Origin of the sequence: Rhizobium viscosum (assembly GCF_014873945.1) — a bacterium.
GTDB lineage: Bacteria > Pseudomonadota > Alphaproteobacteria > Rhizobiales > Rhizobiaceae > Rhizobium > Rhizobium viscosum.
This window is the reverse complement of sequence record NZ_JADBEC010000001.1, coordinates 3491346-3503149: the sequence shown is the minus strand read 5'-3', so window position 1 is coordinate 3503149 and position 11804 is coordinate 3491346. Positions and strand designations below refer to the sequence as shown.

Here is an 11804-nt window from a genome sequence, read left to right as displayed (position 1 = left end):
ACTTAGCTGCCGGACTTGTATTCGAACGGATTGAAGACCGGAACACCGAACTGCTGAAAATCGCTAATATTGCGGGTCACGACAGTCATATTTTTCTGAAGCGCGGTCGCTGCGATCAGAGCGTCGACAAGCAGGTACGTGCCGATGCGATGGGCCAATGTTCCCCATCGCTTAAAAATTTCCGCATCAATGCTGACGCATTGCGCCGTATCGATAATCTGCTGCAGCCAAACGGAAAGCTCTCTGGCCTTCGCGGGATCGTTTCCCGCCGTCCGCTCGATGCCGAGCTGGATTTCTCCGATGACAACGGCCGGAACATACATGCTGTCGCTCGAGACGGACTCGATCCACGCAAGCACGCCCCCATGCGGACGCGGTCGCCTTAATTCCGAAAGAACATTGGTGTCCAGGAGATACATCGCTATTCAAAGTCCGGTATATCTCTGGTCTTCCATCGGCCACGTTCGGGAATATCGAGCTCGGCGCGCGCTTCGGGTGCCAAAAGTATATCCTTCAGGCTTGGCTTCGTCCGTTTTTGCAACCTTTCCCATTCGTCAACCGAGATCAGCACAGCCTTCGGCTCGCCGCGCCTGGAAACGAGCTGCGGTCCCTCTTCGAGCGAGGCATCCAGCATTTCGCTGAAACGCGCCTTCGCATCCTGCACTTGCCATTGACGCATCGACTTTCTCCTGACTAGTCAGAAACCTAGTCTTTTAGCGACCAAATAACAAGGCCGGAGCTTTTGCCCCGGCCTCTCATAATCACAGTCTCAGAACAGCTTAGTTGACAGACTTGTCGACCAGCTTGTTCTTGCCGATCCAGGGCATCATGCCGCGCAGCTTGGCGCCGACTTCTTCGATCTGGTGGCTGTCGTTGTTGCGGCGGATGCCCTTGAAGCGGGCAGCGCCCGACCGGTATTCCTGCATCCATTCGGAGGTGAACTTGCCGGTCTGGATGTCCTTGAGGACACGCTTCATCTCAGCCTTGGTTTCTTCGGTGATGATGCGCGGACCCGTGACGTATTCGCCCCACTCGGCCGTGTTGGAGATCGAGTAGTTCATGTTGGCGATGCCGCCTTCATAGATCAGGTCGACGATCAGCTTCACTTCGTGCAGGCACTCGAAATAGGCCATTTCCGGAGCGTAACCTGCTTCAACAAGCGTTTCGAAACCGGCGCGGATAAGCTCTACGAGACCGCCGCAGAGAACGACCTGTTCGCCGAAGAGGTCGGTTTCGCACTCTTCGCGGAAATTGGTTTCGATAATGCCCGAACGGCCGCCGCCAACGCCGCAGGCGTAGGAGAGAGCGAGTTCAAGTGCATTGCCGGAAGCGTTCTGATGAACGGCAACGAGGCAGGGAACACCGCCGCCCTTCTGGTATTCGCCGCGAACCGTGTGGCCCGGGCCCTTCGGAGCGATCATCACGACGTCGACAGTCGCCTTCGGCTCGATGAGGCCGAAGTGAACGTTGAGGCCGTGGGCAAAGGCGATCGCAGCGCCGTCACGAATGTTCGGAGCGATATCGGCCTTGTAGATGTCGGCCTGCAGTTCGTCCGGGGTCGCCATCATCATCAGGTCGGCCCAGGCGGCAGCTTCAGCAACCGTCATGACCTTGAAGCCATCAGCTTCGGCCTTCTTGACGGTCGGCGAACCGGCCTTGAGCGCGATGGCGACGTTCTGGGCGCCGGAATCCTTGAGGTTCAGCGCATGTGCGCGACCCTGCGAACCATAGCCGATGACGGCGACCTTCTTCGACTTGATGAGGTTGAGATCGGCATCACGATCGTAATAGACGCGCATTGAAATTCCTTCCCTTTTGCTTGTCTTGTTGACTGTCACTAAAGCGGTCAGCCGAGGATCGGCATCTCCGCCAGAACCTTGTCCGTGCCGTACAGGCGCAGGAAGGCGGTCACCGCCTTCTCCGCCTGACGCGCAGTATCCTTGAGGCCCGGCTCGCCGAGCAGCATGCGCACATGCAGGTCGGAAACAACAAGGCCATAAAGCGTATGATAGGCTTCGTCGGCATCATGGAAGCGCAGCAGCCCTGCCCTTTTTCCGGCATCGATCAGCGCCATGGCACGGCGGTCGATCTGCCGGCGGCCGCGTTCGAGCAAGAGCTTGCCGAGCTTGGAGCCGTCGCGGTGGGACTGGCCGATTGCCAGCCGGTTGAGCGCCAGCGACACGTCGCCGGCCAGAACTTCGAGTAGATCGCGGGCGAATATGACGAGGTGGTCGTGCAGGCTCGTATAGGTCAGCCGCTCGCCGCTGCGCTCGAAGGTACGCACCTTGCTCGCCTGATAGGCGATCATCGCTGAGAGCAGACCGTCACGGTCGCCAAACCATTTATAGAGGCTTTCTTTGGAGCAGTTGGCGGCGCGCGCCACACCCGATGTCGTCAGCGCCTTCTCGCCGCCATCGACGAGAAGCTGCAACGCCTGCTCCAGAACGGCGTTCTGGCGTGGCGAAAACTCGCTCGGCTCTGCAACATCGACTGACACGGTCTCAACTCCCCATTTACGTACCGTACGGTACGGTTCGTGGTGTTATGCGCCAGATCGCAGGCTCCCGTCAAGAAGCATCAGCAGATTTTTTCATGTCATATGAAACACCGGAATTCGGCTGTTCGAAGGCGGGCAAATAGGTGAGCATTCGGCACCAAGGAGAATCGCTCATGAAGACAATAGCTGTCGCCGCCGCTCTATCGTTAGCCCTCGCCGTTCCGGTTCTTGCTGCGGAGACGCGCTGCGGCTGGATCCAGAACCCAACGCCCGCCAACTGGTGGCTGGACGATGCGCAAAACACCTGGACGATCATGACTCAGGGAAGCGGCCACGAGCCCGAAGGCATGGACCTGATCCCCGATATTTCCGAGCATGATTATGTGAAGACCAACGGCAATTACGGCTATGCCTGCGCCTGCATGGGCGTCGAAACCGATGGCAAGGAGCGTATCACCCGCATCCTTTCCTTCCGCCAACTCGCGCTGGCGAAGTGCCGCAACGACAAGGCCCTGAAATTTCCGGGCTGAGCCCTACTCCGCTGCTACCGCATCCCGGGCGCCATCGACATCGCGGGCCGGTGACGCACCATAGAGGCGGCTATATTCGCGGCTAAACTGCGACGGGCTCTGGTAGCCGACCCGATGACCGGCTGTGCCGGCATCCAGCCTTTCCACCAGCATCAGCCGGCGCGCCTCGTGCAGGCGAAGCTGCTTCTGGTACTGCATCGGCGTCATCGCCGTCACCGATTTGAAATGGTGATGGAAGGAAGACGCGCTCATGCTGACATGGTCGGCGAGATCCTCGATGCGCAACGGCCGGGCGAAATTCTCCTTCAGCCAGGCAACGGCCCGGGCGATCCTGTTGCTGTGGCTGTCGGCCGTGGCAATATTGATCAGCCGCTCGCCGTCAGGCCCGGTCAGGATCCGATAGAGGATTTCCTGCTCGATCAGCGGCGCCATGGCCGGAATGTCATCTGGACGATCGAGCAAGCGCAACAGGCGAACGGCAGCATCCAGAAGCTCCGGCGGTGCGACGTTGACGGTCATGCCGCGCTGCCCGTCGGTATGGGAGGCCGGGCGCGGAATGTCGATGCGGCTCAGGAGCTCCAGCAGCATTTCGGAGTCGATCCCGAGCCCAAGACAAAGATGCGGCACCTCGGGGCTTGCCTCGGCAATGCGCCAGGCGACCGGCAGATCGAGCGAGGTCAGGAGATAGTCGCCGGTTCCGTAGCTGATAAACTCATCGCCGAGACGCAGGCTCTTGGCACCCTGCAGCACAAAGGCAAAGCAGGGCTTATAGCTGCTGTGCAGCGGGTCGCTCGGCTTGGAGCGGCGGCTGATATGGAGATTGCCGATCGACGTGCGGAACTCGCCATCGCCGGGCGCATAGCGCATCGCGATATCGACGATTTCCTGATAGGGATTGAAAGGCAATGTCATGCGGCAACTCTTTCTGTCTGGCGCCAGCGATACCGCTTCTATCTAAAGCGCCTTTTCTGTTTCGCAAACAGGTGGCCGGCTCACTTTTGCAGGATCGTGCAAAAAGCTGAGAGTATCGCTCTAACGCTGCTGCGCGGTTCCGGGTGATAGTCCGGCCATCCTCTCACCCACCCCTCCCAAATCGAAAAAGGATGGTTCCCATGCCTATCGCTAGAGGTTATGCCGCGACTGACGCTTCCAAGCCACTGACGCCTTTCACGTTCGAACGCCGCAATCCGAACCCGGATGACGTCGTCATCGCCATCAAGTTTGCCGGCATCTGCCATTCGGACATCCACACCGTCCGCAACGAATGGAAGAATGCTGTCTATCCGATCGTTCCGGGCCATGAGATCGCCGGCATCGTCACGGCAGTCGGTTCTGAAGTGACCAAGTTCAAGGTCGGCGACCGCGTCGGCGTCGGCTGCTTCGTCGATTCCTGCGTCGGTTGCGCCACCCGCGACGTCGACCGCGAGCAGTACATGCCGGGCCTCGTCGGCACCTACAACGAGTTCGAAGCCGACGGCAAGACCCGCACCCAGGGCGGCTATTCCGATAGCATCGTCGTCAAGGAGGGCTACGTCATGTCCATTCCGGACAACCTTCCGCTCGATGCCTCCGCCCCGTTGCTCTGCGCCGGCATCACGCTCTATTCGCCGCTGCGCCACTGGAATGCCGGCCCCGGCAAGAAGATCGCGATCGTCGGCATGGGCGGTCTCGGCCATATGGGCGTCAAGCTCGGTGCTGCCATGGGTGCCGATATCACCGTGCTCTCGCAGACCCTCTCCAAGAAGGAAGATGGCCTGAAGCTCGGCGCCAAGGAATATTATGCCACCAACGACCCCGAGACCTTCACGAAGCTCCGCGGCGCCTTCGACCTCGTCATCTGCACCGTCAGCGCCGAGATCGACTGGAACGCTTATCTCGGCCTCGTGAAGGTGGACGGCGCCTTCGTCGTCGTCGGCGTTCCGGAAAACGCGATCCCGGTCCACGCCTTCTCGCTGGTTCCCGGCCGCAAGAGCATTTCCGGCTCGATGATCGGCTCGATCAAGGAAACCCAGGAAATGCTCGACTTCTGCGGCGAGCACAACATCGTCTCGGAAATCGAGAAGATCAACATCCAGCAGGTCAACGAAGCCTATGAGCGCGTGCTGAAGAGCGACGTGCGCTACCGCTTCGTCATCGACATCGCCTCGCTGGCAGCCTGATGAAACAGAAAGGGCGGCTCCCGGAGCTGCCCTTTTTCTTTGCCGCTTGTTTCGCCCTACCCATCGTCACGCATCGTCTCGCGCTGGGTGATCAGCCGGGCGCTATGCTGGCCGCTCATATAGATCCAGAACCAGTTCCAGGCGACGGCAAAACGCGAGCGTGTGCCGATCAGGAAGTAGATATGGGCAAGGCCCCAGATCCACCAGGCGATCCAGCCCTTAAGCTTGAAGCGACCGAAATCGATGATCGCCGCACTCTTGCCGATCGTGGCCAGGCTGCCCTGATGCCAGTATTTGAACGGCCCCGGTGCCGGCTTGCCTGAGACGCGGGCGCGGATAACCTTCGCCACATAGCCGCCCTGCTGCTTGGCCGCCGGCGCAATGCCCGGCACCGGCTTGCCATCGTCACGTATCACCAAGGCCGTATCGCCAATCACGAAGACATCCGGCAGGCCGGGTGCGGTCAAATCCTTTTCGACGATGGTGCGCCCTGCCCGGTCGGCCGGCACGCCGAGCCAGCGCGCCGCATGCGAAGCCTGCACGCCGGCGGCCCAGACGATCGTCCGGCTCGGAATGAAGTTTTCGCCGACCGTGACACCGTCAGCCGTGCATTGCGTCACCGGCGTCCCCGTCAGCACCTCGACGCCGAGCTTTTCCAGCGCCTTCTGCGCATAGGCCGAAAGCTCCTCGGCAAAGGCCGGCAGCACGCGCGGACCGGCCTCGATCAGCACGACGCGGGTCTTGCGCGTATCGATATTGCGAAACTCCTTCGGCAGCGTGAAATGCGCAAGCTCGGCGATGATGCCGGCGAGCTCCACCCCGGTCGGACCAGCGCCGACAATGGAGAAGGTCAGATACGCATCTCGCGCGGCCGGATCGCTTTCCACTTCCGCCCGTTCGAAGGCGAGTAGCATGCGGCGGCGAATGGTCGTCGCATCCTCGAGGGTCTTGAGGCCGGGCGCGACCGGCTCCCATTCGTCATGGCCGAAATAGGCGTGCGTGGCACCGGTTGCCAGCACCAGCGTATCGTAATTCAACACCATGCCGCTGCGTAAGGAAACGGTCTTTGCCTGTGCATCGACGCCGTTAACCTCGCCAAGCAGCGTCGTCACCTCGGGCCGGTCGGCATAGAGATGGCGGATCGGCCAGGCGATCTCGGACGTAGACAGGATCGTCGTTGCCACCTGATAGAGAAGCGGCTGAAAGAGATGATGGTTGCGCCGGTCGATCAGCGTGACCTTCACGCCCGCGCCCTTCAATCCATTGACGACCTGCAGCCCGCCGAAACCGCCGCCGATGACGACGACGTGATGTTCGCTCATGAACCTACCCTTTCGTCATTGCGCTGCAACAAATGTCGCCTTTCGAACGAAGGATTCAACCGCCGTTTCGGCATGCCTGCCCTGCATCCAGATCGGCTTTGTTCGCTGCTGATTTGCCCCTTGCGTCAGTCCTGTCCGCACTGTCATCAAAAGCGTTTTGCACGTACATTCCGGGAATGGACGACGAAATCATTTTAGCCGGCGGCGGACGCACTGAAGTTTCTCGACGGGGCAATGTCATTTATCGTGAGAGTGGCCCTTGGTCACCAGTCATAGTTTCGCTGCTGAGGCATCTTGAGCAGGTGGGATTCGCCGCATGTCCCCATGTCGTCGGCACGGGCTTTGACGAGCGGGGTCGTGAAACCCTCTCGTTTATCGAAGGAGAGTTTGTCCATCCTGGGCCTTGGAGCGATGAGGCTCTGCCTCTCCTCGGAAGGATGCTCCGGCAACTCCACGAGGCGACATCTTCGTTCAAAGTCCCTGACAATGCGATCTGGCGCGGGTGGTTTGGTCGTGAGCTCGGAACTGGTCCGCGCGTCATTGGCCACTGCGACACCGGCCCCTGGAATATTGTCTCTCACTCTAACACGCCAATCGCCCTCATCGATTGGGAGGCTGCCGGACCGGTTGGAATAGACACCGAACTAGCGCAAGCCTGCTGGCTGAATGCCCAGCTTTACGATGACGACATAGCGGAAAGAATGAACCTTGGCTCGGCAATGGCAAGAGCGCGGCAGGTTCGATATCTGTTGGACGGTTACGGTTTTTCGAAAAAGCAGCGGGACGGCTTCTTCGGCAAACTGCTTGCATTTGCAATTCACGATGCTGCCGAGCAGGCAAAAGAGGCTCATGTCACGCCGGATACGAAAGGCCCAGAATCTCTATGGGCGATAACATGGCGCACGAGGAGTGCGTCCTGGATGCTACGCAATCGATCAACGCTGGAGGCAGTCTTGTCCTAGTTCGCTTATTCAGTTGGCGTAACCTACGGGTATCGCCGTACCGCTCTTCATAATCTCCATGGAGATCGAGGCGGAGACATCGAAGAGTTCGATGCGGCGCACGATCCGCTTGTAAATGACATCGTAGTGTTCGACGCGCGGCAACACGATCTTGAGAATGTAATCATAGTTGCCAGTCAGCCGGTGCGCCTCGACGATCTCGGGGATATCGCTGATCGCCCGCCGGAAGCTCTCGGTCCACTCGTCGGAATGATGTGCGGTCTTGATGAGCGCAAAGAGTGTGGTCGGCACGCCCATCCGCTCGCGATCCAGCACAACGATGCGCCGCGCTATATGGCCGGTCTCTTCCAGCCGCTGGATGCGCCGCGAACAGGCGGAAACCGAAAGCGCAACCAATTCGGCAAGCTCGGTCACGGAGATGCCCGCATTCTCTTGCAGGATATCGAGAATTCGCCTGTCGCGATCGTCGATCATGAAAAGCCTCACGCTGAAATTTTGCAGAAAAATCGAAAATGGTGCAAAAGCGTAGCACAGAACGATGCAAAAGAACAAACAACGCAAACACACCGCGCCCGATCTGCATCATCATCAGGACATCAGAGAACACTCCAGGGAGCGAGCATCCATGAAAACAGTCGGCCTCATCGGCGGCATGAGCTTTGAAAGTTCGGCAGTCTACTATCGTCTCATCAACGAAATGGTGCGTGAGCGCCTGGGTGGTCTCGCCTCTGCCGAACTGATCATGCATTCGGTGAACTTCGAGGAGATCGTTGCCCTCCAGAAGGCCGGAGCTTGGGATATGGCTGCCTCGCGCCTCGGCGATGTTGCGCTGCGCCTGCAGATTGCCGGAGCCGATTGCGTGCTCATCTGCACCAATACCATGCATCTGATCGCGCCCGAAGTTGCAACATACATCTCCGTGCGGCTGATCCACATTATCGACGAGACCGCCAAGACGATCCATGCAGCAGGCTGCAAGCGCCCGCTGCTGCTCGCCACGCGCTACACGATGGAGCACGGCTTCTATACCGAGCGCATGAAGAGCCTCGGTCTCGACATCATGGTGCCTGACGCAGCCGACCGTACCACCGTTCACGACATCATCTTCAACGAACTCTGCGCCGGCAAGGTGCTCGACAGCTCGCGTGAAAAACTGATGGCCGTGATCGAACGTGCCCGCGCCAATGGCGCCGATAGCATCATCCTCGGCTGCACCGAAATCTGCCTGATCCTCGATCCCGATCATCTGCCCCTGCCCGGTTTCGACACGACGACAATCCATGCCCGCGCCGCCGTCGATTTCGCCTTCGAGGGAGAAGTCGCAAACGAAGAAGAAGACGCGGCCTGAGCCATCAATTTAGTTGACTCAGTCAAATAAAGGCAGCAGGGTTTCTGTCAGGAGACCCTGCCATGACCGATATCGCCCTCATCGAATCCGCCCGCGAATTCAATCGCTTCTACACGAACTTCCTCGGCCTTCTGAATAAGGCCTATCTCGACACCCCCTTCACGCTGACCGATGCGCGCGTGCTCTTCGAGATCGGTGTCCACAATGGCGTCAATGCCGGCGCCCTTGCCCGCGACCTGCAGCTCGATCCCGCCTATCTCAGCCGCATCCTCAAGCGCTTCCGCGAAGAAGACTTCATCGAGGCGACGCCCGATCCCGCCGATCAGCGCAGCCAGATCCTCACAGTCACCACCAAGGGACGAGCTCAGTTCGAGGAGCTTGGCCGCCGCTCCAATGCCCAGATCGCCGCCCGCTTCGATACGCTCGCCGATGGCGAGCCGCAGGCCGCCGTTGCCGCCATGCGAACGATCCGCGCGATCCTCGACCCTCAGGCGAAACCGGCACCCGCCGTCATCCGCCCGCATCGCGCTGGCGATATCGGCTGGATCGTTCAGAGCCAGGGACGTTTCTATGCCGAGGAATATGGCTGGGACCTCCGCTTCGAAGGACTGGTCGCCGACGTCGCGGGCAAGTTCCTCGCCAATTTCGATCCCGAGATGGAATATTGCTGGATCGCCGAGCGCGCCGGCATCAATCTCGGCTCTGTGCTGATCACCAATGGCGGCGATGGCATTGCCAAGCTCCGCCTGCTCTATGTCGACAAGGCCGCCCGCGGTCTCGGCCTTGGCAGGCAACTCGTCGACGAGTGCATCGCCTTCTCCGGTCGCAAGGGGTACCGGCAGATTTCGCTCTGGACCAACGACTTCCTCCACACCGCCCGCGCTATCTATCAGAAGGCCGGCTTCCGGCTTGTCTCCGAAGAGAGACATCGCATGTTCGGCCCGGAAGCGAACGGCCAGACCTGGGTGCTCGACCTCTGATTTTGCTGCGTCTTAGAAATTTTACTTGATTTGGAAACGGTCATTCCCTAATTAGGCGCCATGACCGTTGACACCCTCACGAAAACCCGCAGCCGCGGCCGCCCGCGCGAGTTCGATATGGACGCAGCACTCGATGCTGCGCTGCGCGTCTTCTCCGAGCGCGGCTACCACGCCGCCTCCATCAGCGAATTGACCGAAGCCATGGGCCTTGCCTCAGGCAGCGTCTACAAGGCTTTCAAGGACAAACGCGGCATCTTTCTTGCCGCCTTCAGGCGCTATCGCCAACTCGGCCGCGGCAGGCTGGAGGCGAAGATCGCATCCGTAAAGACGGGCCGCGAAAAGGTCCTCCAAATGGTCCTGTATTATGCCGAGCTTTCCCACGGCGAAGCAGGCCTCAAAGGCTGCCTCGTCGTTGGTGGCGCAAACGACATTTCGCTGCTCGACGAGGAAGCTGCCGAACATGTGGCCGCCGCCTTTTCCGCTGACGAAAAGCTGATGGCCGATCTCATCCGCATCGGCCAGGCCGATGGCACGATCCCGTCGAACGTAGATGCCGATGCCACCGCCCTTACCTTTCTCTGCCTGACCAAGGGCTTGCGTGTCATCGGGAGGACGGGACGCGGAGAGAAAGAAATGATGGCTGCGGCCGAGGCCGCAATGCGTCTCGTAACGTGACGACCGAAATACCGTCATCCGGTCAGGGATCGGGTGGCGGCAGATGATTAAATTGCATTCAATCCTCCCAATCATTGCCTCCCGGAGTTTCTGATGAGCGTTTCAGCCACCACGCAGGATGCGGCCACGCCACGCGCCCTATCCCCCTGGCTAACCTTCCTTTTTGCAGCTTCCTGCGGCTTCGTCGCCGCCAACCTTTATTACGGCCAGCCGCTGGCGGGCCTCATCAGCGCCGATCTCGGCTTCTCGCCGGCCGCAACCGGCTTGATCGTGACGCTCACGCAGATCGGCTACGGTCTCGGCCTTCTGCTTCTGGTGCCGCTTGCCGACCTCTTTGAAAATCGCCGCCTCATCCTGACGCTGACTGTCGGCTCCGCACTTGCCCTCATCGGCGCGGCCTTTTCCTCCACGCCTGGCATGTTCCTGACGGCTTCGCTCTGCATCGGCCTCGCCTCGGTCGCAGCTCAGGTCCTCGTTCCCTTCGCAGCCAGCATGGCGCCGGATGCGACACGCGGCCAGGTCGTCGGCAATGTCATGAGCGGCCTGCTCTGCGGCATCATGCTCGCCCGCCCCTTCGCGAGCCTCGTTGCCGAAACCTCGTCCTGGCATGTGGTCTATTACGTCACCGCCGCCGTCATGATCGCACTCGGCATCGTATTGCGCGTCAACCTGCCGGTCCGCGTTCCCCACACGAAGCTGCGTTATGCTGAGCTGTTGGCCTCCATGGGCCATCTGGCGCTTAATTCGCGGGTGCTGCAGCGCCGCGCCCTCTATCAGGCCGGTATGTTCGGCGCTTTCAGTCTGTTCTGGACGACCGCGCCGCTGCTGCTTGCAAGCCCCGCTTTCGGCATATCGCAGAGCGGCATCGCCCTTTTTGCGCTAGCCGGTGCCGCCGGCGCCATCGCCTCGCCGATCGCCGGCCGCCTGGCCGACCGCGGCATGACGAAGGTCGCTTCCACGCTCGCCATGCTGCTCGGCATGGGCTCCTTCCTCATCAGCCATTTCGCAACCGACGGCTCGCTGACGGCGCTCATCCTGCTGACAGCTGCGGCGATCCTCCTGGATTTTGGTGTGACGACCAATCTCGTCTGCGGCCAGCGCGCGATCTATGGATTGAGCCCGGAACATCGCGGCCGCCTGAACGGCCTGTTCATGGCGACCTTCTTCACCGGTGGAGCCATCGGCTCCGCACTTGGCGGCTGGGCTTACGCAACCGGCGGCTGGACGCTGGCTGCCTGGATCGGCTTCTGCTTCCCGGCACTCGCCTTCCTGTTCTTCCTGACGGAAGGCCGCGAGAAGTAATCAAATCCGGATCAGGCGGCCCGGCCGCC

At 60.3% G+C, this 11804-nt stretch carries 14 protein-coding genes; 7 read left to right on the top strand and 7 right to left on the bottom strand.

The window, feature by feature from the left end; translation table 11 throughout:
• Positions 1 to 2 precede the first annotated feature (2 nt).
• The 4 genes from H4W29_RS17190 to H4W29_RS17175 form a co-directional block, all read right to left on the bottom strand.
• Positions 3 to 419 carry a type II toxin-antitoxin system VapC family toxin gene (locus H4W29_RS17190; protein WP_192729981.1) on the bottom strand — a complete coding sequence of 139 codons (417 nt, stop codon included), beginning with the start codon at positions 417 to 419 and terminating at the stop codon, positions 3 to 5.
• Between the two features lie 2 nt (positions 420 to 421).
• The gene (locus H4W29_RS17185; RefSeq protein ID WP_183740475.1) at positions 422 to 679 is read right to left on the bottom strand and encodes a type II toxin-antitoxin system Phd/YefM family antitoxin; all 258 of its coding nucleotides are present in this window, start codon (positions 677 to 679) and stop codon (positions 422 to 424) included.
• A 100-nt stretch (positions 680 to 779) separates the two neighbouring features.
• Positions 780 to 1799, bottom strand: a complete 1020-nt coding sequence (gene ilvC / locus H4W29_RS17180) for a ketol-acid reductoisomerase (protein WP_192729980.1) — start codon at positions 1797 to 1799, stop codon at positions 780 to 782.
• Between the two features lie 47 nt (positions 1800 to 1846).
• Positions 1847 to 2497 carry a TetR/AcrR family transcriptional regulator C-terminal domain-containing protein gene (locus H4W29_RS17175; RefSeq protein ID WP_183825119.1) on the bottom strand — a complete coding sequence of 217 codons (651 nt, stop codon included), beginning with the start codon at positions 2495 to 2497 and terminating at the stop codon, positions 1847 to 1849.
• 173 nt (positions 2498 to 2670) lie between these two features.
• Here H4W29_RS17175 and H4W29_RS17170 point away from each other — a divergent pair, with 173 nt between their 5' ends.
• The gene (locus H4W29_RS17170; RefSeq protein ID WP_192729979.1) at positions 2671 to 3027 is read left to right on the top strand and encodes a DUF4087 domain-containing protein; all 357 of its coding nucleotides are present in this window, start codon (positions 2671 to 2673) and stop codon (positions 3025 to 3027) included.
• 3 nt (positions 3028 to 3030) lie between these two features.
• Here H4W29_RS17170 and H4W29_RS17165 read toward each other — a convergent pair whose 3' ends face one another.
• Positions 3031 to 3939 (bottom strand): AraC family transcriptional regulator, encoded by a 909-nt coding sequence (locus H4W29_RS17165; protein ID WP_192729978.1) that lies wholly within the window; start codon positions 3937 to 3939, stop codon positions 3031 to 3033.
• A 200-nt stretch (positions 3940 to 4139) separates the two neighbouring features.
• Between H4W29_RS17165 and H4W29_RS17160 the strand changes: the two genes are divergently transcribed.
• Entirely contained in the window at positions 4140 to 5186 is a 1047-nt protein-coding gene (locus H4W29_RS17160; RefSeq protein ID WP_183825127.1) for an NAD(P)-dependent alcohol dehydrogenase, read from the top strand.
• Positions 5187 to 5242: 56 nt separating this feature from the next.
• Here the strand turns inward: H4W29_RS17160 and H4W29_RS17155 are convergent, their stop codons facing one another.
• Positions 5243 to 6508, bottom strand: coding sequence for an NAD(P)/FAD-dependent oxidoreductase (locus tag H4W29_RS17155; protein ID WP_192729977.1), 1266 nt, complete (start codon positions 6506 to 6508; stop codon positions 5243 to 5245).
• Between the two features lie 176 nt (positions 6509 to 6684).
• On the opposite strand from H4W29_RS17155, the gene H4W29_RS17150 reads away from it, so the two are divergent.
• Positions 6685 to 7470, top strand: coding sequence for a phosphotransferase (locus tag H4W29_RS17150; RefSeq protein WP_192729976.1), 786 nt, complete (start codon positions 6685 to 6687; stop codon positions 7468 to 7470).
• 9 nt (positions 7471 to 7479) lie between these two features.
• Here the strand turns inward: H4W29_RS17150 and H4W29_RS17145 are convergent, their stop codons facing one another.
• Positions 7480 to 7944 (bottom strand): Lrp/AsnC family transcriptional regulator, encoded by a 465-nt coding sequence (locus H4W29_RS17145; protein WP_183825135.1) that lies wholly within the window; start codon positions 7942 to 7944, stop codon positions 7480 to 7482.
• 151 nt (positions 7945 to 8095) lie between these two features.
• On the opposite strand from H4W29_RS17145, the gene H4W29_RS17140 reads away from it, so the two are divergent.
• From H4W29_RS17140 to H4W29_RS17125, 4 genes are all read left to right on the top strand, one after another.
• The gene (locus H4W29_RS17140; protein ID WP_192729975.1) at positions 8096 to 8818 is read left to right on the top strand and encodes an aspartate/glutamate racemase family protein; all 723 of its coding nucleotides are present in this window, start codon (positions 8096 to 8098) and stop codon (positions 8816 to 8818) included.
• A 62-nt stretch (positions 8819 to 8880) separates the two neighbouring features.
• The gene (locus H4W29_RS17135; RefSeq protein ID WP_192729974.1) at positions 8881 to 9798 is read left to right on the top strand and encodes a bifunctional helix-turn-helix transcriptional regulator/GNAT family N-acetyltransferase; all 918 of its coding nucleotides are present in this window, start codon (positions 8881 to 8883) and stop codon (positions 9796 to 9798) included.
• A gap of 60 nt (positions 9799 to 9858) precedes the next feature.
• Complete coding sequence (locus tag H4W29_RS17130; RefSeq protein ID WP_192729973.1) at positions 9859 to 10473, top strand: TetR/AcrR family transcriptional regulator; 615 nt, start codon at positions 9859 to 9861, stop codon at positions 10471 to 10473.
• A gap of 93 nt (positions 10474 to 10566) precedes the next feature.
• Entirely contained in the window at positions 10567 to 11775 is a 1209-nt protein-coding gene (locus H4W29_RS17125; protein WP_192729972.1) for an MFS transporter, read from the top strand.
• Positions 11776 to 11804 lie beyond the last annotated feature (29 nt).

Coding starts and splice junctions, on each gene's coding strand:
- H4W29_RS17190 (WP_192729981.1), bottom strand. CDS start 419: ATGTATCTCCTGGACACCAATGTTCTTTCGGAATTAAGGCGACCGCGT.
- H4W29_RS17135 (WP_192729974.1), top strand. CDS start 8,881: ATGACCGATATCGCCCTCATCGAATCCGCCCGCGAATTCAATCGCTTC.
- H4W29_RS17185 (WP_183740475.1), bottom strand. CDS start 679: ATGCGTCAATGGCAAGTGCAGGATGCGAAGGCGCGTTTCAGCGAAATG.
- H4W29_RS17140 (WP_192729975.1), top strand. CDS start 8,096: ATGAAAACAGTCGGCCTCATCGGCGGCATGAGCTTTGAAAGTTCGGCA.
- H4W29_RS17125 (WP_192729972.1), top strand. CDS start 10,567: ATGAGCGTTTCAGCCACCACGCAGGATGCGGCCACGCCACGCGCCCTA.
- H4W29_RS17155 (WP_192729977.1), bottom strand. CDS start 6,508: ATGAGCGAACATCACGTCGTCGTCATCGGCGGCGGTTTCGGCGGGCTG.
- ilvC (WP_192729980.1), bottom strand. CDS start 1,799: ATGCGCGTCTATTACGATCGTGATGCCGATCTCAACCTCATCAAGTCG.
- H4W29_RS17130 (WP_192729973.1), top strand. CDS start 9,859: ATGACCGTTGACACCCTCACGAAAACCCGCAGCCGCGGCCGCCCGCGC.
- H4W29_RS17150 (WP_192729976.1), top strand. CDS start 6,685: ATGGACGACGAAATCATTTTAGCCGGCGGCGGACGCACTGAAGTTTCT.
- H4W29_RS17170 (WP_192729979.1), top strand. CDS start 2,671: ATGAAGACAATAGCTGTCGCCGCCGCTCTATCGTTAGCCCTCGCCGTT.
- H4W29_RS17160 (WP_183825127.1), top strand. CDS start 4,140: ATGCCTATCGCTAGAGGTTATGCCGCGACTGACGCTTCCAAGCCACTG.
- H4W29_RS17165 (WP_192729978.1), bottom strand. CDS start 3,939: ATGACATTGCCTTTCAATCCCTATCAGGAAATCGTCGATATCGCGATG.
- H4W29_RS17145 (WP_183825135.1), bottom strand. CDS start 7,944: ATGATCGACGATCGCGACAGGCGAATTCTCGATATCCTGCAAGAGAAT.